This window comes from Actinoplanes sp. NPDC049265 (genome assembly GCF_043197135.1).
In the GTDB taxonomy this organism is placed as follows: domain Bacteria; phylum Actinomycetota; class Actinomycetes; order Mycobacteriales; family Micromonosporaceae; genus Actinoplanes.
In genome coordinates, this window is sequence record NZ_JBICSP010000001.1 from 121,049 (window position 1) to 142,861 (window position 21,813).

At 70.9% G+C, this 21,813-nt stretch carries 15 protein-coding genes; 6 read left to right on the plus strand and 9 right to left on the minus strand.

The window, feature by feature from the left end:
* Positions 1-23: 23 nt before the first annotated feature.
* The gene (locus tag ACGFIO_RS00605; RefSeq protein WP_392820186.1) at positions 24-1,055 is read right to left on the minus strand and encodes a 3-isopropylmalate dehydrogenase; all 1,032 of its coding nucleotides are present in this window, start codon (positions 1,053-1,055) and stop codon (positions 24-26) included.
* A 377-nt stretch (positions 1,056-1,432) separates the two neighbouring features.
* Between ACGFIO_RS00605 and ACGFIO_RS00610 the strand changes: the two genes are divergently transcribed.
* On the plus strand, positions 1,433-1,768 hold the full coding sequence (locus ACGFIO_RS00610) for a hypothetical protein (RefSeq protein ID WP_392822508.1): 336 nt from the start codon (positions 1,433-1,435) through the stop codon (positions 1,766-1,768).
* 196 nt (positions 1,769-1,964) lie between these two features.
* Here ACGFIO_RS00610 and serA read toward each other — a convergent pair whose 3' ends face one another.
* The 6 genes from serA to ACGFIO_RS00640 all read right to left on the minus strand — a co-directional run bounded on the left by serA (position 1,965) and on the right by ACGFIO_RS00640 (position 11,054).
* Positions 1,965-3,566, minus strand: coding sequence for a phosphoglycerate dehydrogenase (gene serA / locus ACGFIO_RS00615; protein ID WP_392820188.1), 1,602 nt, complete (start codon positions 3,564-3,566; stop codon positions 1,965-1,967).
* 92 nt (positions 3,567-3,658) lie between these two features.
* Entirely contained in the window at positions 3,659-4,897 is a 1,239-nt protein-coding gene (mpgS, locus tag ACGFIO_RS00620) for a mannosyl-3-phosphoglycerate synthase (RefSeq protein WP_392820191.1), read from the minus strand.
* Between the two features lie 141 nt (positions 4,898-5,038).
* Positions 5,039-6,052: a ketol-acid reductoisomerase gene (gene ilvC / locus ACGFIO_RS00625; RefSeq protein WP_392820193.1), complete on the minus strand. Its 1,014-nt coding sequence runs from the start codon at positions 6,050-6,052 to the stop codon at positions 5,039-5,041.
* A 23-nt stretch (positions 6,053-6,075) separates the two neighbouring features.
* Positions 6,076-6,594 (minus strand): acetolactate synthase small subunit, encoded by a 519-nt coding sequence (ilvN, locus tag ACGFIO_RS00630; protein WP_392820196.1) that lies wholly within the window; start codon positions 6,592-6,594, stop codon positions 6,076-6,078.
* Between the two features lie 88 nt (positions 6,595-6,682).
* Entirely contained in the window at positions 6,683-8,518 is a 1,836-nt protein-coding gene (locus tag ACGFIO_RS00635; protein WP_392820198.1) for an acetolactate synthase large subunit, read from the minus strand.
* A gap of 151 nt (positions 8,519-8,669) precedes the next feature.
* Positions 8,670-11,054, minus strand: coding sequence for a putative bifunctional diguanylate cyclase/phosphodiesterase (locus ACGFIO_RS00640; RefSeq protein ID WP_392820201.1), 2,385 nt, complete (start codon positions 11,052-11,054; stop codon positions 8,670-8,672).
* A gap of 114 nt (positions 11,055-11,168) precedes the next feature.
* Here ACGFIO_RS00640 and ilvD point away from each other — a divergent pair, with 114 nt between their 5' ends.
* Together ilvD and ACGFIO_RS00650 are read left to right on the plus strand one after the other, a co-directional pair.
* A complete protein-coding gene (gene ilvD, locus ACGFIO_RS00645) occupies positions 11,169-13,016 on the plus strand; it encodes a dihydroxy-acid dehydratase (RefSeq protein WP_392820203.1) in 1,848 nt (615 codons plus the stop codon).
* Positions 13,017-13,577: 561 nt separating this feature from the next.
* Positions 13,578-14,591 (plus strand): LacI family DNA-binding transcriptional regulator, encoded by a 1,014-nt coding sequence (locus ACGFIO_RS00650; protein WP_392820205.1) that lies wholly within the window; start codon positions 13,578-13,580, stop codon positions 14,589-14,591.
* 4 nt (positions 14,592-14,595) lie between these two features.
* Here ACGFIO_RS00650 and ACGFIO_RS00655 read toward each other — a convergent pair whose 3' ends face one another.
* Positions 14,596-17,193, minus strand: a complete 2,598-nt coding sequence (locus ACGFIO_RS00655) for a putative bifunctional diguanylate cyclase/phosphodiesterase (RefSeq protein WP_392820207.1) — start codon at positions 17,191-17,193, stop codon at positions 14,596-14,598.
* Between the two features lie 221 nt (positions 17,194-17,414).
* Here ACGFIO_RS00655 and ACGFIO_RS00660 point away from each other — a divergent pair, with 221 nt between their 5' ends.
* A complete protein-coding gene (locus ACGFIO_RS00660) occupies positions 17,415-17,804 on the plus strand; it encodes a PH domain-containing protein (RefSeq protein WP_392820210.1) in 390 nt (129 codons plus the stop codon).
* On the opposite strand, the gene ACGFIO_RS00665 is transcribed toward ACGFIO_RS00660, so the two are convergent.
* The gene (locus ACGFIO_RS00665) at positions 17,779-18,705 is read right to left on the minus strand and encodes a 2-hydroxyacid dehydrogenase (protein WP_392820213.1); all 927 of its coding nucleotides are present in this window, start codon (positions 18,703-18,705) and stop codon (positions 17,779-17,781) included. The two genes, ACGFIO_RS00660 and ACGFIO_RS00665, sit on opposite strands and share 26 nt — an antisense overlap.
* A gap of 60 nt (positions 18,706-18,765) precedes the next feature.
* On the opposite strand from ACGFIO_RS00665, the gene ACGFIO_RS00670 reads away from it, so the two are divergent.
* Complete coding sequence (locus ACGFIO_RS00670; protein ID WP_392820216.1) at positions 18,766-19,929, plus strand: PQQ-dependent sugar dehydrogenase; 1,164 nt, start codon at positions 18,766-18,768, stop codon at positions 19,927-19,929.
* Between the two features lie 11 nt (positions 19,930-19,940).
* A complete protein-coding gene (locus tag ACGFIO_RS00675) occupies positions 19,941-21,533 on the plus strand; it encodes a metallophosphoesterase (protein WP_392820218.1) in 1,593 nt (530 codons plus the stop codon).
* Positions 21,534-21,813: the final 280 nt, after the last annotated feature.

Below are 21,813 nucleotides of genomic sequence, written 5' to 3' on the forward strand. Positions count from 1 at the left end.
GAGATGTGGCGCGGAAGGGAAGGTCAGGCCGCGGTGGCGACCCGGTCACCGACCTCGGCGGTACGCAGCGGCGCGCCCGGCGTGCGGGACGCGACCTCGGCCGCGACCGCCTCGGATACTCGGCGGGCGGCGTCGTCGTGCCCGAGATGCTCGAGCAGCAGAGCCGCGGAGAGGATGGCCGCCGCCGGGTCGGCGATGCCCTGGCCGGCGATGTCCGGCGCCGAACCGTGCACGGGCTCGAAGGTGGACGGGTAGGCCCGCTCCGGGTTGACGGAACCACTGGCCGCCATGCCGATGCCGCCGGTCACCGCGGCGGCGATGTCGGTGAGGATGTCACCGAAGAGATTGTCGGTCACCACCACGTCGTATCGCTGCGGGTTGCTCACCATGAACATGGCAGCCGCGTCGATGTGCTGGTATTCGGTCGTGACCTCGGGAAACTCCTGGGCCACGGCCTGGAACGTGCGCGACCACAGGCTGCCCGCCTTGGTCAGCACGTTGGTCTTGTGCACCAGGGTGAGATGACGGCGCTCGCGGCGCTGGGCGCGGGCGAAGGCGTCCCGGACGACGCGCTCGACGCCGTGCCGGGTGTTCAGGCTCTCCTCGGTCGCGATCTCGGCCGGGGTGTCCTTGTGCAGGACGCCGCCGGCACCGACGTAGAGACCTTCGGTGCCCTCGCGTACGCAGACCATGTCGATCTCGCCCGGCTTCATGCCGGCCAGCGGGCTGGTCGTGCCCGGCCAGAGCTTGCTGGGCCGCAGGTTGACGTACTGATCGAAGTCGAACCGCAGCTTGAGCAGCAGGCCGCGCTCGAGGACGCCGGGCGGCACGCTCGGGTCGCCGATCGCGCCCAGCAGGATGGCGTCGTGGCCGGCCAGCTCGTCCTCGACCGTCTGCGGGAGGACCTCGCCGGTGCGGTTGTAGAGGCGGGCGCCCAGGTCGTAATCGGACCACTCGACCCCCGGCAGAACGGCGTCGACCACCTTGCGCGCCTGCGTGGTCACCTCGGTCCCGATGCCGTCCCCGGCCACCACCGCGATCCGCGCCACGCTCACGTTCTGCTCCCTACGAGTCCGCTCCGACGGGAAGAACATTAGCGGGGTGTCCCGATCTTCGGTCGGCTGGTCCCACTTAATGGACGTTCAGTTTGACTTGGCCGCAAAAAACACAACCCCCGTCGATCGCGGCATCGATCGCGGGGGTTGTGACGACGAAAACGCGTGGCTCGCGCCCGCCGGGGGTGCTAGCCGCACGCGAGCAGCAGGAACGTCACCCGAAGACGCGCCCGCGGCGTGGTACGGCGTCACCAACGCTAGCTATGCGGACTAATAACGCGCAAGACGCATCCACCGCGTGTCGGCGCAACAATCAACGGATGCGACGGGCGGTATGGCACCATGCGCCGGTGAGTTTCGACCTCGTGGTGTGGGCAATGGACAAGACGGATATGCCGGACGCGGTGCGGGCGGCCAACGCCCGGTGCGCGCGCGGCGAGCATCCGCAGCGGCCCGCCGACCCCCGCGTCGTCGCCTTCTATGACGCCCTGACCGGGGAATATCCCGATCGGGGACCCCAGGCCCAGGCGCCCGGCACCCCCTGGGCCAGCGCCCCGCTGCATGCCGCAGCCGACCACATCAAGATGCGCCTCGACGAGAACTGCCCCGACGCGGTCCTCGAACGCATCGAGAAGCTGGCCGGCGAACTGAACCTCGACCTGCTCGACCTCCAGGACGGCACGGTCTATCCCCCTCCCGTGAAGACCCGCTGACCGACCCCGATGCAAATTTGTGCTCAGAGCAAGGCCCCTTGCTCTGAGCACACCGGCGTATCACCTCCCACCGGCCTCGATCTACGACCGCCGGGTGGAGTGATAGCCAGAGACGGCGCGCCGGCGCCCTGGACTACCACCGGTCGAGGGCGGGAGGAGCCCGGCCGCCTGGCGACCCCGGGCCGCGTTTGAGCGGCTATTCGCCGCGCAGGTCGACGGCGCTGGCGTGGGAGGCGCCGATGGCCGCCGCCGCGGCCGAGAGGATCTCGGCGTCCACGGACGAGTCGACGGTCAGGGTCATCAGCGCCTCGCCGCCGGCCGAGCGCCGGGCCACCTGCATGGCGGCGATGTTCACGCCATGCCCGCCCAGCAGCGTTCCGATCGCGCCGACCACGCCGGGCTTGTCGGCGTACCGGAAGAACAGCAGGACCCCGTCGGCGCCGAGCTCGACGTCAAAGCCGTCCACCGCGGTGATCCGGCGGATCTCCCGCGCCCCGGCCACGGTCACCATGCCGGTCACGCAGACCCGGCGCCCGTCCGGCAGCGCCCCGTGCAGCGACACCTGATTGTCGTGGTCGATCGCTTCGTCGAGCGCGGCCAGCGAGACCTCGACGCCCCGGTCGGCGGCCAGTTGCAGCGCGTTGACGTAGGTGACCCGCTCCTCCACCACCGACGCGAAGATCCCCTTGGCCGCGGCCAAGCGCAGCACCGACACGTCGTGGGTGGCGACCTCGCCGCGGACCTCGACGGTGACCTCGGCCGCGACCCCGCCGGCGACCGCGGTGAAGACGCGGCCGAGCTTTTCGGCCAGGGCCAGCAGCGGCCGCACGTCCTCGTCGACGACGCCGGCGGCGCGGACGTTGACCGCGTCGGGCACGAACTCGCCCTGCAGGGCCAGGGCGACGCTGCGGGCCACGGACAGGCCGGCCTTGTCCTGGGCCTCGGCCGTCGACGCGCCCAGGTGGGGTGTGACCACCACGTTGTCGAAGGCGAAGAGCGGGGACGAGGTGGTCGGCTCCTTCACGTACACGTCGATGCCGGCCCCGGCCACCCGGCCCTCGGCCAGCGCGTCGGCCAGCGCCTGCTCGTCGATCAGGCCGCCGCGGGCGGCGTTGACGATGCGTACGCCCGGCTTCACCGTGGCCAGCTCACGCTCGCCGATCAGACCGACCGTCTCGGGCGTACGCGGCAGGTGCACCGAGATGAAATCGCTCTCCCGCAGCAGCTCGTCCAGCCCGACCAGGCGCACGCCGAGCTGGGCGGCGCGGGCCGGCTGCACGTACGGGTCGTAGGCGATCAGCCGGGTGCCGAACGCGGCCATGCGCTGGGCGAACAGCACGCCGATCCGGCCCAGCCCGACCACGCCGACGGTTTTGCCCTGCACTTCGACGCCGGTGTACCGGGCCCGCTTCCACTCGCCCGCCTTCAGCGCGGCGCTGGCGCTGGCGGTGTGCCGGGCCACCGCCAGCAGCAGCGCGACGGCCTGCTCGGCGGCCGAGACGATGTTCGAGGTGGGCGCGTTCACCACCATGACGCCGCGGGCGGTGGCGGCCGGCACGTCCACGTTGTCCAGCCCGACGCCGGCCCGGGCCACCACCTTCAGGCCGGACGCGGCGGCGATCGCCTCGGCGTCGATCTGGGTGGCGCTGCGGACGATCACGGCGTCGGCCTGGGCCAGTGCGGCCAGCAGGGCCGGCCGGTCGGTGCCGTCCACGTGGCGTACGTCGAAGTCCTGGGCGAGCACGTCGAGGGCGGCGGGGGCCAGCTCCTCGGCGATCAGTACGACGGGAGTAGTCAAAGCGTCTCCATCCGTAACCGCCAATTTCCCGGATGGTACGCATGACGGCGGTCACACCGTTGAAAAGGAGTGACCGCCGTCACATGTGAGAGTCAGGCCGGAATCCGTTCACGCACGATCGGCGGCTCGGCCACCAGCCCGTCCAGCTGCCGGAAGGACTGCGCCTCGGCGTCCAGTGCGTCATACAGCAGGTCGAGTGCTAAGGTCTCGACCGGCGGGTAGGTCCGCTCACGCGGCGGCTCCTGCCCGACCTGCAGCGCGCCCTGGGCCACCATGAAGTCCAGGATGGCCTGCCGCACCGCCGGCAGCGTGATCTGCGAGTGGTAGAGCACGTTGAGCGCCTGCATCCGCATGCCCTGTACGTGCTCCTCGCCCTTGTTGTCGTGAAAGTGCGGGTTGCGCGTCTCGATCTGCAGCACCGGGACGGAGCTGGCCATCACCTCCGGGTGCGGGCTCTCCAGGATGCCGCCGAACTGCTCGAACAGGTCGACGTACTCGTACGGTTCGACCGCGAACCCGCCGGCCAGCCGCAGCTTGAGACCCAGCTCCAGGCTCATCGCGTGCTCGCCGGCGTTGCCGGTGGCGATCACCTCGGTGCCGAAGTTCGAGTACTCGGCCACGAAGCGGTTGAGCCACTCGTTGGTGACCTCCGAGCTGCGGCCGCGGCGGCTGAAGAAGAGCCGGCCGTCGCGGAGCTTGGGCTTCGAGTGCCAGGAGATCCGGACCATCGAGTACGGGGACTCGGCCAGGTGCAGCCCGGCGGCGTACGCCTTGCAGTACTCCTGGACCGCGCCGGGCACGTAGTTGTCGGCGTCCACGTAGCCGACGTACTTCCGCCCGGTCATCGCGGCGAGGGCCATGCCGACCAGCATCGCCTCGCCCTTGCCGGCCCGCACCAGGCCGGCGTCGTCGATCAGCTCGTCCATGCCGGCCGCCTTGAACGCGGCCGCCACCCCGGGATCCCGCTGATGCACGGTGATCGCCGACCGACCGGCCAGCCGGCAGAACTGCTCGACCGTCTGCGCCTCGATCTCGTAGCGGTCGACCGGTCCACGGTCGCTGTTGGAAACGAGCACGATCAGACAATCGTGCGGAATTCCGGAGAGCACCCCCTCGATGACACTCCGGGTCTCGTTCATACAGGGAACGACGATGACCAATTGGGTCTCGATCGCTCGCAACGCGTCCGGACCGACAATCCGGGAACCCGTCGAGACCCCAGGCCGACCGGCATCGGCCAGGGCGCCCGAGTCGAGCTCGATCACCCGTTGCAGCTCATGAATCCGGACCGCGCCGAAGCGCTCACTCCGGAAAGAGTCAGCCAGTCGCATACGGGGAGGCTAGCTAGTCGACCATTTGTTAACGGTGCTGATCAGGTAAAAGGCACGTAACCCGCGCGTTTCAGGTAGTCGATCGGTAACACAAAGCACCCGGCCGGAACGTTCCGGCCGGGTGCTTCGAAGCGCGGTGATTCAGGCGGTCTCGGTGATCGGGCGGTCGACCCACGACATCATGTCGCGGAGCTTCTTTCCGGTCACCTCGATCGGGTGACTCGCGCCCTCCTCGCGGTACTTCGTCAGCAGCGGGCCGCCGTTGTCGTCGTCCGCGATCAGCTCCTTGGTGAACGCGCCGGACTGGATCTCGGAGAGGATCTTCTTCATCTCCTCCTTGACCCGGCCGTCGATCACCCGCGGGCCGCGCGTGTAGTCACCGAACTCGGCCGTGTCGGAGATGCTGTAGCGCATCCGGGAGATGCCGCCCTCGTACATCAGGTCGACGATCAGCTTGAGCTCGTGCAGGCACTCGAAGTAGGCGATCTCCGGGGCGTACCCGGCCTCGGTCAGCACCTCGAAGCCGGTCTGCACCAGCGCCGCCGTGCCACCGCAGAGCACCGCCTGCTCACCGAACAGGTCGGTCTCGGTCTCCTCCTTGAAGGTGGTCTTGATGACTCCGGCCCGGGCGCCACCGATCGCCTTCGCGTAGGACAGCGCGAGCGCCTGGCCCTCGCCGGTCGGGTCCTGCTCGACGGCGACCAGACAGGGCACGCCCTTGCCGTCCACGTACTGGCGGCGGACCAGGTGACCCGGGCCCTTGGGGGCGACCATGGCCACCGTCACGTCGGCCGGCGGCTTGATCAGCTCGAACCGGATGTTGAGGCCGTGCCCGAAGAACAGCGCCTTGCCCGCGGACAGGTGCGGCGCGATCGACTCGGCGTAGATCTTGCGCTGCGCGGTGTCCGGCGCGAGCACCATGATCACGTCGGCCCACTCCGACGCCTCGGCCGGCGTACGCACGGTCAGGCCCTGCTCCTCGGCCTTGGCCCGGCTCTTCGAGCCCTCCTTCAGGCCGACCACGACGTCGACGCCGGAGTCGCGCAGCGACAGCGAGTGCGCGTGGCCCTGGCTGCCGAACCCGATCACCGCGACCTTCCGGCCCTGGATGATCGAGAGGTCGGCGTCGTCGTCGTAGAAAACTTCCGCGGTCATTTCTTTCTTACTCCTAGGTCTGGCTAGGCGGCGCGGAGCGCCGGGCCGGTCGTGATGGAACGGGAACCGCGGCCGATGGCCACGAGCCCGGACTGGACCATTTCCTTGATCCCGTACGGCTCGAGGTCACGCAGCAGCGCGTCCAGCTTGTCGGGGTTCCCGGTCGCCTCGATGGTGAGGGTGTCCGGAGCGACGTCGATCACCTTCGCGCGGAAGAGCTCGACGGTCTCCAGCACCTGGGCCCGCTGCGCACGATCGGCGCGCACCTTGACCAGCAGGAGCTCACGCTGGACCGACTGCTGCGGATCCAGCTCCACGATCTTCAGGACGTTCACCAGCTTGTTGAGCTGCTTGGTCACCTGCTCCAGGGGTGAGGAGTCGGCGTTGACCACGATCGTGATGCGGCTGACGTCCGGGTTCTCCGTCTCGCCGACCGCCAGGGAGTCGATGTTGAAGCTGCGCCGCGAGAACAACCCGCTGACCCGGGCCAGCACGCCCGGCTTGTTCTCGACCAGCACCGACAGCGTGTGCTTGTTGGTCACTGAGCCTCCTTCGTCATGCCCGCCTGGCCCTCGCCTGCGACGCCGTTGTCATGTGCGGCCGGGTGCCGCTCGGTGCGGTTGGTCATGACTAAAGGTCGTCCTCCTCGAACTCGGGACGGACGTCCCGGGCGAACATGATCTCGTCGTTGCTGGTGCCGGCCGCGACCATCGGCCAGACCATCGCGTCCTTGCCGACGGTGAAGTCGATGACCACCGGGGCGTCGTTGATCTCCATCGCGGCCTTGATGGTCTTGTCCACGTCGTCCTTGGACTCGCAGCGCAGCCCGATGCAGCCCAGCGCCTCGGCCAGCTTCACGAAGTCGGGGATGCGGTGCTTGTGCGTACCCAGCTCGGTGTTGGAGTAGCGGCCCTCGTAGAACAGGGTCTGCCACTGGCGCACCATGCCCAGGTTGCCGTTGTTGATGACGGCCACCTTGATCGGGATGCCCTCCAGCGCGCAGGTGGCGAGCTCCTGGTTGGTCATCTGGAAGCAGCCGTCGCCGTCGATCGCCCACACCGCGGTGTCCGGCTTGCCGACCTTGGCGCCCATCGCCGCGGGCACGGCGTACCCCATGGTCCCGGCGCCGCCGGAGTTGAGCCAGGTGCCCGGATTCTCGAAGGAGATGAACTGCGAGGCCCACATCTGGTGCTGACCCACGCCCGCGGTGTAGATCGCGTCCGGGCCGACCAGCTTGCCGATCCGCTCGATCACGTACTGCGGCGAGAGCGAACCGTCGTCCGGCTCGTCGTACCCCAGGGGGTAACGCTCCTGCAGTTCCCTCAAGGTCTTCCACCAGGCCTGGTACGAGTCGGCGCCGCCCGCGTGGCCGGACACGGCGGCGATCAGCTCGTCGATCACGTGCCGGGCGTCGCCCACGATCGGGACGTCGGCGTGGCGGTTCTTGCCGATCTCGGCCGGGTCGATGTCGGCGTGCACCACCTTGGCGTCAGGCGCGAACGAGTCGAGCGCGCCGGTCACCCGGTCGTCGAAGCGGGCGCCCAGCACGACCAGCAGGTCGGACTTCTGCAGGGCGTACACCGCCGGAACGGTGCCGTGCATGCCGGGCATGCCCAGGTGCTGCTCGTGCGAGTCGGGGAACGCGCCCAGCGCCATCAGCGTGGTGACCACCGGCATGCCGGTCAGCTCGGCCAGCTTGCGCAGCCCGTCGGTGGCACCGGCCTTGAGGACGCCGCCGCCGACGTACAGGACCGGCCGCCGGGCCTGGGCGATCAGCTTGGCCGCCTCGCGGATCTGCTTGCCGTGCGGGTGCAGCGTCGGGCGGTAGCCGGGCAGGTCCAGCGTGGGCGGCCAGGCGAAGGTCGTCGCCGCCTGCTGCACGTCCTTGGGGATGTCGACCAGGACCGGGCCGGGCCGACCGGTGGCCGCCAGGTGGAACGCCTCGGCGATGATCCGCGGGATCTCCTCGGGCTCCTGGATCAGGAAGTTGTGCTTGGTGATCGGCAGCGTGATGCCCTGGATGTCCGCCTCCTGGAAGGCGTCCGTGCCGATGGCCGGCCGGGAGACCTGGCCGGTGATGGCCACGATCGGGACCGAGTCCATGTACGCGTCCGCGATCGCCGTCACCAGGTTGGTCGCGCCCGGACCGGAGGTGGCGATGCAGACGCCGACCCGACCGGTGGCCTGCGCGTAACCGGTGGCCGCGTGACCCGCGCCCTGCTCGTGCCGGACCAGGATGTGCCGGACCTTGGAGTCGAAGAGCGGGTCGTACGCGGGAAGGATCGTCCCGCCCGGGATGCCGAAGGCCACCTCGACGCCGAGGGCCTCCAGCGACCGGACGAGGGATCCGGCTCCGGTGGTCGCAACCGGGCCGGCCGCTACCCCGCCGTGATGCGCGGCGGCGGCGGCCACGGTGGCGGGGCTGGGTCGGTGGGCCATGGTCTCGGGCGTGGGTGGTCTCGTCATCGCACAGGCCTTCGATTCGAGTAGGTGATCAAGTTCCGAGCAACAAAAAAGGCCCTGTGCATTGACTGCACGGGACCTAGCGCACTGCTCAACCTCTTGGGGTCAGGGGCAGCGCGCTCAACTAAGTACTCGGATGGACCGGCACATGTCGTTAACCCTGCCCCATCTCACGCGGTGAGTCAACTGATCCCACATTCTGATCACCCGCTGGTGGCTCGGCCTTCTGCTCGGCCGGCAGAAGGGCTCTGAGCTGCCGCATTCCCGGTCCGAGGACGACGACCTGGCTGCGTGCGGTGGCCCCCGGCGGAGGCGCGGTGCGGGGTGCGGGAATCGGTTTCGGCGCTATCGGCGTACGCAGATTGCGAAGTTGCGCCTCCAGATGTTCGGCCGGAACTCCCCAGCCGAACAGCGAGCCCTGACCCAGCCGGCAGCCGGCCTCCTCGACCAGCACCCGCTGGGCCGGCGTCTGAATGCCCTCGGCCAGCACCTCCAGGCCGAGCCGGTGACCCAGCCGCACCACCACGTCGACCAGCGGCGCGGCCGTCCCGGTACGCGACTCCGGCTCGTTCACCAGCCGCTGGTCGATCTTCAGGATGTCCACCGGCAGCGTCCGCAACTGGCCCAGCGACGAATAGCCGGCGCCGAAGTCGTCCAGCGCGATCCGCACCCCGGTCGCCCGCAGCTCGCCCAGCCGCCGGACCAGCTCCTCGACATCGGTGGCGACGGCGTGCTCGGTCACCTCCAGCACCAGCCGCTGGGCCGGCACGTCGACCTCGTTCAGCACGTCCGCGACCTGGCCCGGATAGTCGGCCGCGTGCAGCTCCTTGGGCGACAGGTTGACCGACACCCAGACGTCGTGGCCCTGGGTCAGCCACTCCGAGAGCTGCATGCACGCCTGCCGCAGCACCCACTGCCCGAGGCGGTTGATCAGACCGGACTCCTCGGCCACCGGGATGAACTCGTCCGGGCGTACGTTGCCCAGCGTGGGATGGTGCCAGCGGAGCAAGGCCTCGGCGCCGACCGGACGCATCGACGGCAACGCCACCACGGGCTGGAAGACCAGCCGGAGCTGGTCCCGGTCGATCGCGTGGCGGAGCTCGTTCTCCAGCGTGCTGCGGCGGCGGAGCAGCTCGTCGTACCGGACCTCGTACTTCTCGACCCGATTTTTTCCCCGCTGCTTGGCGTAACGCAACGCCAGGTCGGCGTCGCGCATCAGCTCGCCGGTGTCGTCCGGGGCGGGATGCCCGGCCACGCCCACACTGGCCGACAGGAAGACCGAACCGTCGTCCACCTCGTACGGCTCACCCAGCACGGCCAGCAGCCGCTTGGCCGCCAGCATGGCCTCGTCCGGGGAGGCGTGCATGAGCACCGCGAACTCGTCGCCGCCGAGCCGGGCCGGCACGTCACCGGCCAGCAGGTTGCGCCGCAGCCGGTCGCCCACCTCGACCAGCACCGCGTCGCCGACGTCGTGGCCGCGCATGTCGTTGACGTTCTTGAAACCGTCCAGGTCGATGCCGACCAGGAACTTGGACCGGCCCGCCGGGTCCGGCTCGCGCAGCGCCCGCACCAGCCCGCGACGGTTGGCCAGCCCGGTCAGCGGATCGGTGTGCGCCAGCTCGCGGAAATGCTCCTCGCTCTCCTTCAGCCGCAACGTCCAGCTCCGGACGTCGGTGAGCGCCAGGTATTGCCGGGTGACCAGGAGCATGGCCTCCACGCTCATCGCTCCGAACCCGGCCAGGTCGATCTCGCCACCCCGGGACACGTGGAAGAAGCCGGCCACCATGGTGCCCACCACCGGCACGAAGGCGAACGCGTTGCCCCGCTGGGTCACGTCCCGCACGACCTGCACCGGGCGGTTGACCAGGAGCACGGCGCGGGCGATGACGAACAGGCCGGCCGGGAGCAGCACCGCGCCGGTGATCATGGCCAGGCCGCCGTGCGTGCACACGCCGCTGGACAGCAGCAGCGCCGCCACCGCGACCAGGCTGACGCCGAGCGAGACGCGTACCGTGCCCACCCGCGGCCGGTGTGCGTGCAGGGCGAGCACCGCGGTCAGCCCGATCGCCAGCGCGGTCACCGCCGCCGGGAGCAGCACCGCGAAACAGGCGGCGGGCGTGTGGTCGCCGAGCAGACGCGTCGGCCGGGCCAGCAGGACCCAGCCGACGACCCAGAGCGCGGACCCGGCGATGCCGGCGTCGGTCAGGTTCCGCAGCAGGGTGCCGCGGCGCTGGGCCGAACCCGGCAGCAGCAGGGTGCCGGTCAGCAGGGTGCCCGTACCCAGCGCCATCGCGGCGGCGATCCCGCCCGCCAGTGCCACCCGGTTGCCCTCGGCCGGATCGTGCGGCGTGAGGATCGCCGAGAGCAGACCGGCCAGCGCCGCCGCGGCCACTGTCGCCCCGCCCAGGGCCAGCACCTGATAGGCCCGCCGGGCCGCGCCGGTGTGCTGGCGCCCGGATCGCGCCAGCAGGGCGACGGCCGGGACGGCGACCACCAGAGCCGCCAGCCCGGCCGGCTCCACGCCGGACGGTGAGTGCACGGGAACACTGTGCCGGATCTTCGACCGTTTGGGGAGTCTGCTGTTTTTACGCCCTCGTGTCCCGTGCTGTGGACCACAGCTCCGGTTCCCGACGGCCGGTGGCAGACTGTAGGGATGCCTGAACTGCGCTCCCGGACCTCGACCCACGGTCGGACGATGGCCGGCGCGCGCGCCCTGTGGCGCGCCACCGGCATGACGGACGACGACTTCGGCAAGCCGATCGTGGCCATCGCCAACAGCTACACCCAGTTCGTACCCGGGCATGTCCACCTCAAGGACATGGGCGGCCTGGTCGCCGAGTCGGTGGCCGCGGCGGGCGGGGTCGGGCGCGAGTTCAACACCATCGCGGTCGACGACGGCATCGCGATGGGCCACGGCGGCATGCTCTACTCCCTGCCCAGCCGCGAGCTCATCGCCGACGCGGTGGAATACATGGTGAACGCGCACTGCGCCGACGCCCTGGTCTGCATCTCCAACTGCGACAAGATCACCCCCGGCATGCTGATCGCCGCGCTCCGGCTCAACATCCCCACGGTCTTCGTCTCCGGCGGCCCGATGGAGGCCGGCAAGACGATCGCCATCGAGGGCGTCGTGCACGAGAAGCTCGACCTGGTCGACGCGATGAGCGCCAGCGCCAACGAAAACGTCACCGACGCCCAGCTCGACACCATCGAGCGCTCGGCCTGCCCGACCTGCGGCTCCTGCTCGGGCATGTTCACCGCCAACTCGATGAACTGCCTGACCGAGGCGATCGGCCTGGCCCTGCCCGGCAACGGCTCGACGCTGGCCACGCACGCCGCCCGCAAGGCGCTCTTCGAGCGGGCCGGTGCCCTGATCGTCGATCTGGCCCGCTCTTACTACGACAACGACGACGAGTCGGTGCTCCCCCGGGCCATCGCCTCCCGCGACGCCTTCGAGAACGCGGTCGCCCTCGACGTGGCCATGGGCGGCTCCACCAACACGGTGCTGCACCTGCTGGCCGCCGCCCGCGAGGCCGAGCTCGACTTCCAGGTCTCCGACATCGACGCCGTCTCCCGCCGCGTGCCGTGCCTGTCCAAGGTCGCCCCCAACAGCCCGAAATACCACATGGAAGACGTGCACCGCGCCGGCGGCATCCCCGCCCTGCTCGGCGAGCTCAACCGCGGCGGCGCGCTCAAGACCGGCGTCCGCTCGGTGCACTCCACCGACCTGACCTCGTGGCTCGACGCCTGGGACATCCGCAGCGGCAAGACGTCAGCCGAGGCGCTCGAGCTCTTCCACGCGGCCCCCGGCGGCGTCCGCACCACCCAGCCGTTCTCCACGTCCAACCGCTGGGCGACGCTCGACACCGATCCGGTCGAGGGCTGCATCCGCTCGGTCGAGCACGCCTACACCGCCGACGGCGGCCTGGCCATCCTCTTCGGCAACCTGGCCCCCGACGGCTGCGTGGTCAAAACCGCCGGTGTGGCCGAGGAGTTGTGGAAGTTCACCGGCCCCGCCCGCGTCTTCGAAAGCCAGGACGCCGCCGTCGACGGCATCCTCGGCAAGCAGGTGGTCGAGGGCGACGTGGTGGTCATCCGCTACGAGGGCCCGCGCGGCGGCCCCGGCATGCAGGAAATGCTCTACCCCACGTCGTTCCTGAAGGGCCGCGGCCTGGGCAAGGCGTGCGCCCTGATCACCGACGGCCGCTTCTCCGGCGGCACCTCGGGCCTGTCTATCGGCCACATCTCCCCCGAGGCGGCCTCCGGCGGCCTGATCGCCCTGGTCGAGACCGGCGACGAGATCACCATCGACATCCCCGGCCGCAGCATCACCCTGAACGTCTCCGACGACGACCTGGCCACCCGCCACGCCGCCCAGTCGTCGCGCCCACGCCCCTACACGCCGGCCGACCGCCAGCGCCCGGTGTCGGCCGCGCTGCGCGCCTACGCGTCCATGGCCACCAGCGCCAGCGACGGCGCCTACCGCAAGGTCCCGGAGTAATCCTTCCGAGCGCGACCGGTCCGGCCATCTGAGCGGGACCGGTCCGGCGTTCTGGACGGGTCCGGTCCGGCGTTCTGGACGGGTAGTGGTAGCTCCGGGCGGCCCTCACCGCACAAACAGCGCGCCCAGCTACCACCAGGCCTCGCAGTGGTAGCCCCGGCGAAACTTCGCGACCTCGGCCACCACCAGGCTCTGACAGTGGTAGGGGCGGGCGGTGCTTGGGGTGGGGGCAGCGCGCTCGGCTACCACTGTGGGAGGGGAGGTTGTGACCCGTCGCCGGCGCCCCCGGGCGCGCCCCCCAGCTCGCCCGTGCCCCCACAGACGTGGGGCGCCCGGCGACGGACCTCTGGCCCCGATCGTGTCGGGGTGACTTACTGAACCGCGTAAGTGAGAGTGACCGTATGGGGCCCGCCGAGGCGTGTCAATAGAGGCGGAGTGTCACCTAATTGCCAGCTTAATTAAACGAGCACGGAGTATGACCCGGTCACTTAACCGGTCAAGTGATCACTAGCTGTCGAGTAACTTGTGCAGCCGGGTATCGTGCGAGCGTCTGGAGGGTTTGTGAAGCGGCCGACTATCGCGGACATCGCCGAGCGGGCGGGCGTGTCCAAGGGCGCGGTGTCCTATGCGCTGAACGGTCAGCCAGGGGTCTCCGAGGCGACCCGGCAACGGATCATCGCGATCGCGCGCGAGATCGGCTTCAACCCGAACAGCGCGGCGCGGGCCCTGTCGGGGGCGCGGGCGGCCGCGGTCGGGCTGACGCTCAGCCGGCCGGCCCGGATTCTCAGCGTCGAGCCGTTCTTCATGGGGCTGATCAGCGGGTTCGAGGCCGAGCTGGCGTCCCGGTCGTACGCGCTCACCCTGCAGCTGGTGGACTCCCCGGAGCAGGAGGTCGAGGTCTACCGCCGCTGGTGGGGCGAGCGCCGGGTGGACGGGGTGTTCGTCAGCGACCTGCGCGACGGCGACGTGCGGATCCCCGTACTCCAGGAATTGCAGTTGCCCGCGGTGGTGATCGGCGGGCCGGGTGAGACGGGAGCGATCAGCCAGGTCTGGTCGGACGACGCGGGAGCGGTGGCCGAGGCGGTGCGCTACCTGGCCGCGCTCGGGCATCGGCGGATCGCGCGGGTCAGCGGCATGCCCGAGCTGCTGCACACGCGGGCCCGGGGGCGGGCGTTCGACGAGGTGTGCCGGTCGCTGGGGTTCGAGTCGGCGGTGACGTTGCCCGCCGACTACACCGGCGAGGAGGGCGGGCGGGCCACCCGGCAGCTGCTGATGCGGGCCGACCGGCCGACGGCGGTGATCTACGACAACGACGTGATGGCCGTCGCGGGGCTGGCCGTGGCCCAGGAGATGGGTCTGCGCGTACCCACCGAACTGTCGATCGTGGCCTGGGACGACTCGCCGCTGTGCCGGCTCGTGCACCCGGCCCTGACCGCGCTCAGCCGGGACATCGCCACCTACGGGGCCCGGGCCGCCCGTCAGCTGCTGGCGGCCATCGCGGGTGAGCCGGTCGGCAACGTCGAGGCGGCCCAGGCCCGCCTCACCCCGCGCGGGAGCACCGCGCCGCCGGCCTGACAGTTCAGGACTGCGATGCGCGGTGGGACTCGAGGTACGCCTCGATGCGCTCGGCCGGTGCCGGCCGGGCCAGCGCGAAACCCTGACCGTAGAGGCAGCCGGCCTCACGGGCGCGGGTGATCTCCTCGTCGGTCTCCAGCCCCTTGGCCACGATCTCCAGGCCGAGCCGTTTGCCCAGGCTGACCACCACGCCGAGGACGGCCGCGCTGTTCGCCTCGGTCGGCGTGTTGACCAGGACGCGGTCCAGTTTCAGCACGTCGACGGGCAGGCGCCGGAGGTGGGACAGGGACGCGTGGCCGGCACCGAAGTCGTCCAGCGCCGCGCGTACCCCCAGCTTGCGCAGCCCGGCCAGGGACGCCACGATCGCCGGCACGTCCTCGGCGATCCACGTCTCGGCCACCTCGACGACCAGCCTTTCCGGCGGCAGATGGTGCCGGCGCAGGATCTTCTCGACCCGGGCGGCGAAGCCGGCGGCCAGCAGTTCCTTGGGTGAGACGTTGACCGACAGCCAGAAGTCGGACTCGCCGCCGGCCCAGTTGTTGAGCTGGTGGCAGGCGGTGTCCAGGACCCAGTCGTCGAGTTCGGCGGCGATACCCACGGCCCGGGCGATCGGCAGCAGCTCGGCCGGCATGATCGTGCCCAGTTTCGGGTGCCGCCAGCGCAGCAGCGCCTCGACACCGACCGGCTGCCGGTCCCTGAGGCCGACAACCGGCTGGTAGACCAGGTCGAGCTCGCCGTTGTCGGCCGCGTCGAGCAGCTGCTGTTCCAGGTCCATCCGGCGGTGCAGCTGGATCTCGACGTCGGTGTCGTACCACTCGACCCGGTCCCGGCCGAGCTGGCGGGCGCGGCTGCGGGCCAGGTCGGCGTGGCGCATCACCTCGTCGGAGTCGGCGCCGCCGGCCAGTTCGGCCAGGCCGACGCTGGTGTGCAGCTCGACGATCACGCCGGGCAGCTGGTAGGGCTCCATCAGCAGGGTGACGATCCGGGTGGCCAGGGCGTACGCCAGGACCGCGCCGTCCGCGGTCAGCACCGCGAACTCGTCACCGCCGAGCCGGGCGGCCATGTCCTCGTCGCCGAGCAGGCCGCGGATACGCCGGCCGACCTCGATCAGCACGGCGTCCCCGGTCTCCCGGCCCTTCGAGTCGTTGATCTCGGCCAGCCCGTGCAGGTCGATCACCAGCAGGGTGCCCTGCTGGCCGGGCCGGCGGCGGTACTCGAGCAGATCACGCATCAGCGCCCGGCGGTTGGCCAGGCCGGTGAGCTGGTCGGTGTACGACATCCGGTGCAGCTTGCGTTCCAGTTGCCGCCGCTCGCCGACGTCGCGGACATGCACCACCAGCGCGGCGACCTCGGGCACGGACCGCTGGTCGGACACCGTGGACTCGGTGTCGCGCCAGGCCTTCTGCCCGTCCTTGAGCCGGGCGCTGACCAGCGCCGGCGGCCCGTCCTCGTGCCCACCCTCGATTACCGAGTGGATCACCTGCTGCGCCTCGGCGACGTCGTCGGGGTGGATCAGCTCGCGGAAGTTGCGGCCGACGACCTCGTCCTCCTCCAGCCCGAAGAGGCGGGCGGCGGCCGGTGACTGCCAGGTCACGACCAGGTCCTCGTTGAGCACCAGGGTCAGGTCGGTGGCCCCGGCGACCAGGGAGCGGAAGTGCGCCTCCTTGGTCTTGAGCCGGCCCGCGTACCGCCGGATGTCGCTGACCACGAGCAACTCGCGGAGGCTGAGGATGCCGACCATGGTCAGGCCGAGCGCGACCGCCACCGGGTCGAACCAGCCCACCGTGATCAGGTGGTAGGCGGCGGCCATGACGCCGATCGCGGCGGGGACGGCCAGCAACGGGTAGCCGGTCAGGTACTGGTCGGGTTCGCGCGTGTCCGCGTACACCGGCGGGGTCGTGCTGCCGCGCGTGCCACCGTAGGCGCTCATCGCGAGCCCAGCCACCACCGGCAGCGCGAACAACGGCACCAGCGGGCCGAGGTGTCCGAAGGAGAGCAGGTTGGCGATCACGCACATGCCGATCTGCGCCACGACCGCGCCGACACCGCAGATCAGGACCGCCCGGCGGTACGGCCGGGAGCGCACCACGGACACCGCGACGATCGCGACCCCGGCCGCCGAGCACAGCGTCGACCCGAGTTCGGTCGGTGTCGAGTCGCTCATCGGCGTGATCAGCCAGGCCGCGAAGGCGAGGCTGATGCCGAGGCCGACACCGTCGAAGGCGCGCCGCAACCGGACCGGCATCGAGGCCGACGCCCCGGGCAGCAGCATCGCCCCCAGGATGAAGAACAGCGCACTCAGTCCCTGACCGACAGTCACTATCCGCGTGGCGGGCCCGTCGACGACCAGCGGCACGACCGCGGTGAACCCGGCGCAGACCGCACCCAGCGAGACGAACCCGGCGCCCCGGCACTCGGCGAACACGCCGCCGGCCGCCTGGTGCATCCGGAACGACTTCCAGGCCAGCAGGACGAACGCCCACAGCGCGGTCACCCCGACGCCGGCGGCCAGCGCGGGCAGCGGGTCGATCAGCCCGGCGACGCCCGCGACCAGCACGAGCGCGGCCGCGCTGGGCACAGGGTAGAAGCGGGTCGATGCCACGGCGGTGGTTCTCCAGCACAGTCAGTCGAGGGGTAGGGGCGCGCGAACGGCGAGGTCACTGCACCCGCATCGGGTAACGCACATCCCCCGATCAGGTTACGGGTCGGTCATCACCCTTTGCATGTTCGGATCGTCGGGTATGGACGGGCGGCGGTCAAACCGGAGACCCAGGTCTTACCCCGGTCGGGGGCAAATCCTGACCGAATCGGCAAGGTGCGAGGATGAGTTCCGTGACCCGCCCAGCCCTACGCGTACGGAAGTCCGGCGCTCTTCTGGTCGCCGCCGTGATCGCGCTGGTCGGCACGATGCCGGTCGCGGGCGCACGCTGGTCCCTGGCCCCGATCATCCTGATCCCGCTGGCCGTGCTGGTGTGGGCCCTGCGGGCCGGCACCGACGTCTACCCCGACCGGCTGCGGGTCCGCGCCCTGTTCGGCTCGACCACCGTCGGCTGGGACGAGGTGACCGAGCTGGCCCCCGACGAGCGCGGCCGGGTGTCCGCCCTGCTGGTCAACGGCCGCGTGTTGCGGCTGACCGGCGTGACCACGGTCAACCTGCCGGCCGTGCTGGCGGCGGCCGGCCACGAGGTCAGTAGTCCCCCGACACCTGATTGATCAGCTCCTGGCCGGCCGCGTACCGGCGCAGCTGGTCGCCGGCCAGGGCGTACGCCCGCGGCATCATCCCGCGCACCGTTCCGCCGATGTGCGGCGTGATGAAGACGTTCGGGAGCCGCCACAGCGGGTGGTCGGGCGGCAACGGTTCCGGGTCGGTCACGTCGAGGGCGGCCGAGATCCGGCCCGACGCCACCTCGGTGAGCAGCGCGGCCGTGTCCACCACCGGGCCGCGGGCGCCGTTGACCAGCAGCGCGCCGTCGGGCATGGCGGCCAGGAACGCCGCGTCGACCAGCCCCCGCGTCGACTCGGTCAGCGGCACGATCAGCACCACCACGTCGGCCTGCGGGAGCAACCGGGGCAGTTCCTCGACGCCGTGCACGTCCTGTTCCGGCCGGGCGGTGCGGGCGACCCGGGTGATCCGTACGTCGAACGGCTCGAGGTGGCGTTCGATCGCCGCGCCGATGGAGCCGGCCCCGACGATGAGTACGCGCGAACCGGTCAGTTCGCGGGTCGGCGTGTAGTCGGCGTACGCCCACTCGCCGCGCTCCTGCGCCCGGGCGAACGCCGGGAACTCGCGCATCATGGCGACCGCCGCGCCCACCACCCACTCGGCCATCGGCCGGTCGTGCACACCCCGCCCGTCGCACAGCGTGACCTGCGGCGGCGTACGCCCGATCCAGACGTCGGCCCCGGCCGACAGCAGCTGAACCACCCGCAGGCGGCCGAGCTTGGACAGCATCGCGGCGGCGTCCGGGCCGGCCAGGAAGGGCGGCACCCAGAACTCGACGTCGGCCGGGTCGGAGGGCAACGACCCGGCGTCCGGGCAGACCTCGACGACCACTCCGCGCGGAAGCTCGCCGAGCAGGCCGCGCCCCTTCTCATGAGCAATCCACACCTTCACGGCCCCAACCCTACGGGTCACCGCCGGTAACCGCTCCGGCGCGCGGCTACGCTGGACCCCATGTCGTCTCGCGTCCGCGGCGCCGCCGTTGTGCTCGCCGCCACGATGGCCGTCACGTCGGCGTGCGCGTTCGGGCCGCCCGATCCGGATGTCGCGGGCGAACCGCCCAACCTGCCCGCGCCGTCCGCGCCGTCCGGTTCCACCGGGCCCGGCGGCGACGACGAGCAGGAGGTCGCGATCACCGTCCTGGCCAAGGGCCTGGACGTGCCGTGGGGCATGGCGTTCCTGCCCGACGGCAGCGGGCTCGTCACAGAGCGTGACTCGCACCGGATTCTGCGGATCGGCCCCGAGTCGGACGCCGACGGCCTGAAGGTCACCGAGGTGCAACGGCTGAGCGAGCCGGTCAGCGCCGGTGACGGCGGCCTGCTCGGCATCGCGGTGTCACCCAAGTACGCCGAGGACAAGACCGCGTACGTCTTCTACACCACCGCCAAGGACAACCGCATCGCGAAGTTCCAGCTCGGCGGCAAGCTCACGCCGATCGTGACCGGCCTGCCCCGCTCCGACTCGGACAACGGCGGCCAGCTCGCCTTCGGCCCGGACGGCTTCCTCTACGCCACCACGGCCGACGCCACCGACGACGGCTCGCTGGCACAAAACCCGAAGAGCACCGGCGGCAAGATCCTGCGCATGACCACGGCCGGCAAGCCCGCCCCCGGCAACCCGGTCAAGACATCGCTGATCTGGTCGTCCGGTCACCGTGACGTGCTCGGCCTGGCCTGGGACAGCGCCAAGCGGATGTACGCCACCGAGACCGGCCAGAACGCCAGCGGCGAACTGAACGTGATCACCAAGGGCAAGAACTACGGCTGGCCCACCGCCGACGGCGACTCCCCCGACGCCAAGTTCACCAACCCGCTGGTCAGCTGGCCGATCGCCGACTCGTCGTGCGCCGGCGTGGCGGTCCTGGAACGCACCATCGCCACGGCCTGCCTCACCGGCAAACGGATCTGGCTGGTCAGCGTCACCGGCAACGGCACCCTGATCGGGCAGCCGCGCGAGGTGCTCAAGGACGAGTACGGCCGGTTGCGCGGCCTGGTCGCCGGCCCGGACGGTTCGCTCTGGGCCAGCACCTCCAACCAGGAGCCCGGCGGTGAACCGAAACCCGGCGACGACCGCATCGTCCGCCTGGTCTTCTCGGACGGCGGCGCCGGCCGCAGCTAGGGTTTCCCTTGATGCGCTCAGTCCTGAACAAGTACGTGCGGCCCGCGTTACGCAGCCGCTGGGCCGGCCGACTCCGATTGGGCGCCACGATCGCCGTGGTCAGTCTGATCGGCACGGTCGTCGGCACGCTCCTGCTGGCGCACTCCGAGGTGGCGGTCGGCCCGTTCCGCGCCGAGATGTCGGTGAGCCCGTCGTTCTCCGGCGGCACCGAGGTCGACATCCCGCCGCTGGGTTCGCTGCATCTGGACAGTCACGCCGGCCCGATCCACCTCAAGGTCAACCTGGGTTCACTCGACCAGCAGCGCACCGAGGCCCTGATCGACGACCCGACCGCGATCAGCGCGGCCGGCCAGAGCGCGGTCGACGACGTCGCCCGCGGGGTGGTCAAGCTGGCACTGCGCGCGCTCGGCGCGTCGGTGGTGACGTCGCTGCTGCTGGCCGCGCTGGTGTTCCGCAGCTCACGGCGGATGGCCTGGTCCGGCATGCTGTCGCTGGCGGTCACCGCGGGCAGCATGGGCCTGGCCGCTGGGACCCTGCGACCCGACTCGATCAGCGAGCCGCGGTACGAGGGCCTGCTGGTCAACGCCCCCGCCGTGGTCGGTGACGCGCGACGGATCGCCGACAACTACGGCCGCTACGCCGACCAGCTGGCCCAGATCGTCAGCAACGTCAGCCGCATCTACGCGACCGTGTCGAGCCTGCCCGTGTACGAGCCGGACGCCACCTCCACCCGCATCCTGCACGTCTCCGACCTGCACCTGAACCCGGCCTCGTGGGACATCATCCGCACCGTGGTGAAGCAGTTCGACATCGACGCCGTGGTCGACACCGGCGACATCGTCGACTGGGGGTCCAGCCAGGAGGACGCGTACGTCTCGGAGATCCCGTCGGTCGGGGTGCCCTACATCTACACCCGAGGCAACCACGACTCGGTCGCCACCGAGGCCGCGGTCCGCCGCCAGACCAACGCCCGCGTCCTGGACAACACCACGACCACGGTCAAGGGCTTGACCATCGCCGGAATCGGCGACCCCGAGTTCACCCCCGACAAGAGCAACGAGCCCGCGCCGGAGGCCGGCAACGCCGACGGTTCGATGCCGTCCCCACTGGTCCTGGCCGGATCCCAGCTGGCCGTCACGGTCGGGGCCGAGCACGGCCGGGTCGACGTGGCCATGGTCCACGACCCGGCCATGGCCCCGCCCCTGTCCGGCACGGTGCCGCTGGTGCTGGCCGGCCACCTGCACCAGCGCCGGGTGAGCATCCTCCCCAAGCCGGATGTCCCGCCGGCCGGCTCGGCGTCTCCCGCGCCGGACGGTGCTTCCGACGACATCATGGCCACCCGCTTGATGGTCGAGGGTTCGACCGGCGGCGCCGGCCTGCGCGGCCTGGAGAAGGAGGAACCGACCCCGATCCAGATGTCGGTCCTCTACTTCGACGAGCAGCACCAGCTCAAGGCCTACGACGACATCGAGCTGGGCGGCACCGGCCGGTCCGAGGTCACCCTCGAGCGCAAGGTCATCGGCCATGACCCGGAGCCGACCACCAACCCGAGCGTCCGCAATGGGGTGACCCCGATAAACCCTTCGACGGGTACGCCCGACTGATGGTCACGTGGCCCACCCGCCGGCTCGGTGGTGGGTCACCCCCTCTGCCCCCACCGCCGGGTTGTCCTGCAACTCACCGCCCCACCCGGTCGCCGCGCCACGCCGGGGCCACCGCGCGACCTCCGTCACCGCGTGACCCCGGTCGCCCCGTCACGGTGTCACCTCGATCACCGCCCCGCCCCGGTCACCGCCCCGCCCCGGTCACCGCCCCGCCCCGGTCACCGCCCCGCCCCGGTCACCGCCCCGCCCCGGTCACCGCCCCGCCCCGGTCACCGCCCCG

Coding starts and splice junctions, on each gene's coding strand:
- mpgS (WP_392820191.1), bottom strand. CDS start 4,897: ATGCGACTGGCTGACTCTTTCCGGAGTGAGCGCTTCGGCGCGGTCCGG.
- ACGFIO_RS00635 (WP_392820198.1), bottom strand. CDS start 8,518: ATGACGAGACCACCCACGCCCGAGACCATGGCCCACCGACCCAGCCCC.
- ACGFIO_RS00670 (WP_392820216.1), top strand. CDS start 18,766: ATGTCGTCTCGCGTCCGCGGCGCCGCCGTTGTGCTCGCCGCCACGATG.
- ilvD (WP_392820203.1), top strand. CDS start 11,169: ATGCCTGAACTGCGCTCCCGGACCTCGACCCACGGTCGGACGATGGCC.
- ilvC (WP_392820193.1), bottom strand. CDS start 6,052: ATGACCGCGGAAGTTTTCTACGACGACGACGCCGACCTCTCGATCATC.
- ACGFIO_RS00675 (WP_392820218.1), top strand. CDS start 19,941: ATGCGCTCAGTCCTGAACAAGTACGTGCGGCCCGCGTTACGCAGCCGC.
- ACGFIO_RS00660 (WP_392820210.1), top strand. CDS start 17,415: ATGAGTTCCGTGACCCGCCCAGCCCTACGCGTACGGAAGTCCGGCGCT.
- ACGFIO_RS00610 (WP_392822508.1), top strand. CDS start 1,433: ATGGACAAGACGGATATGCCGGACGCGGTGCGGGCGGCCAACGCCCGG.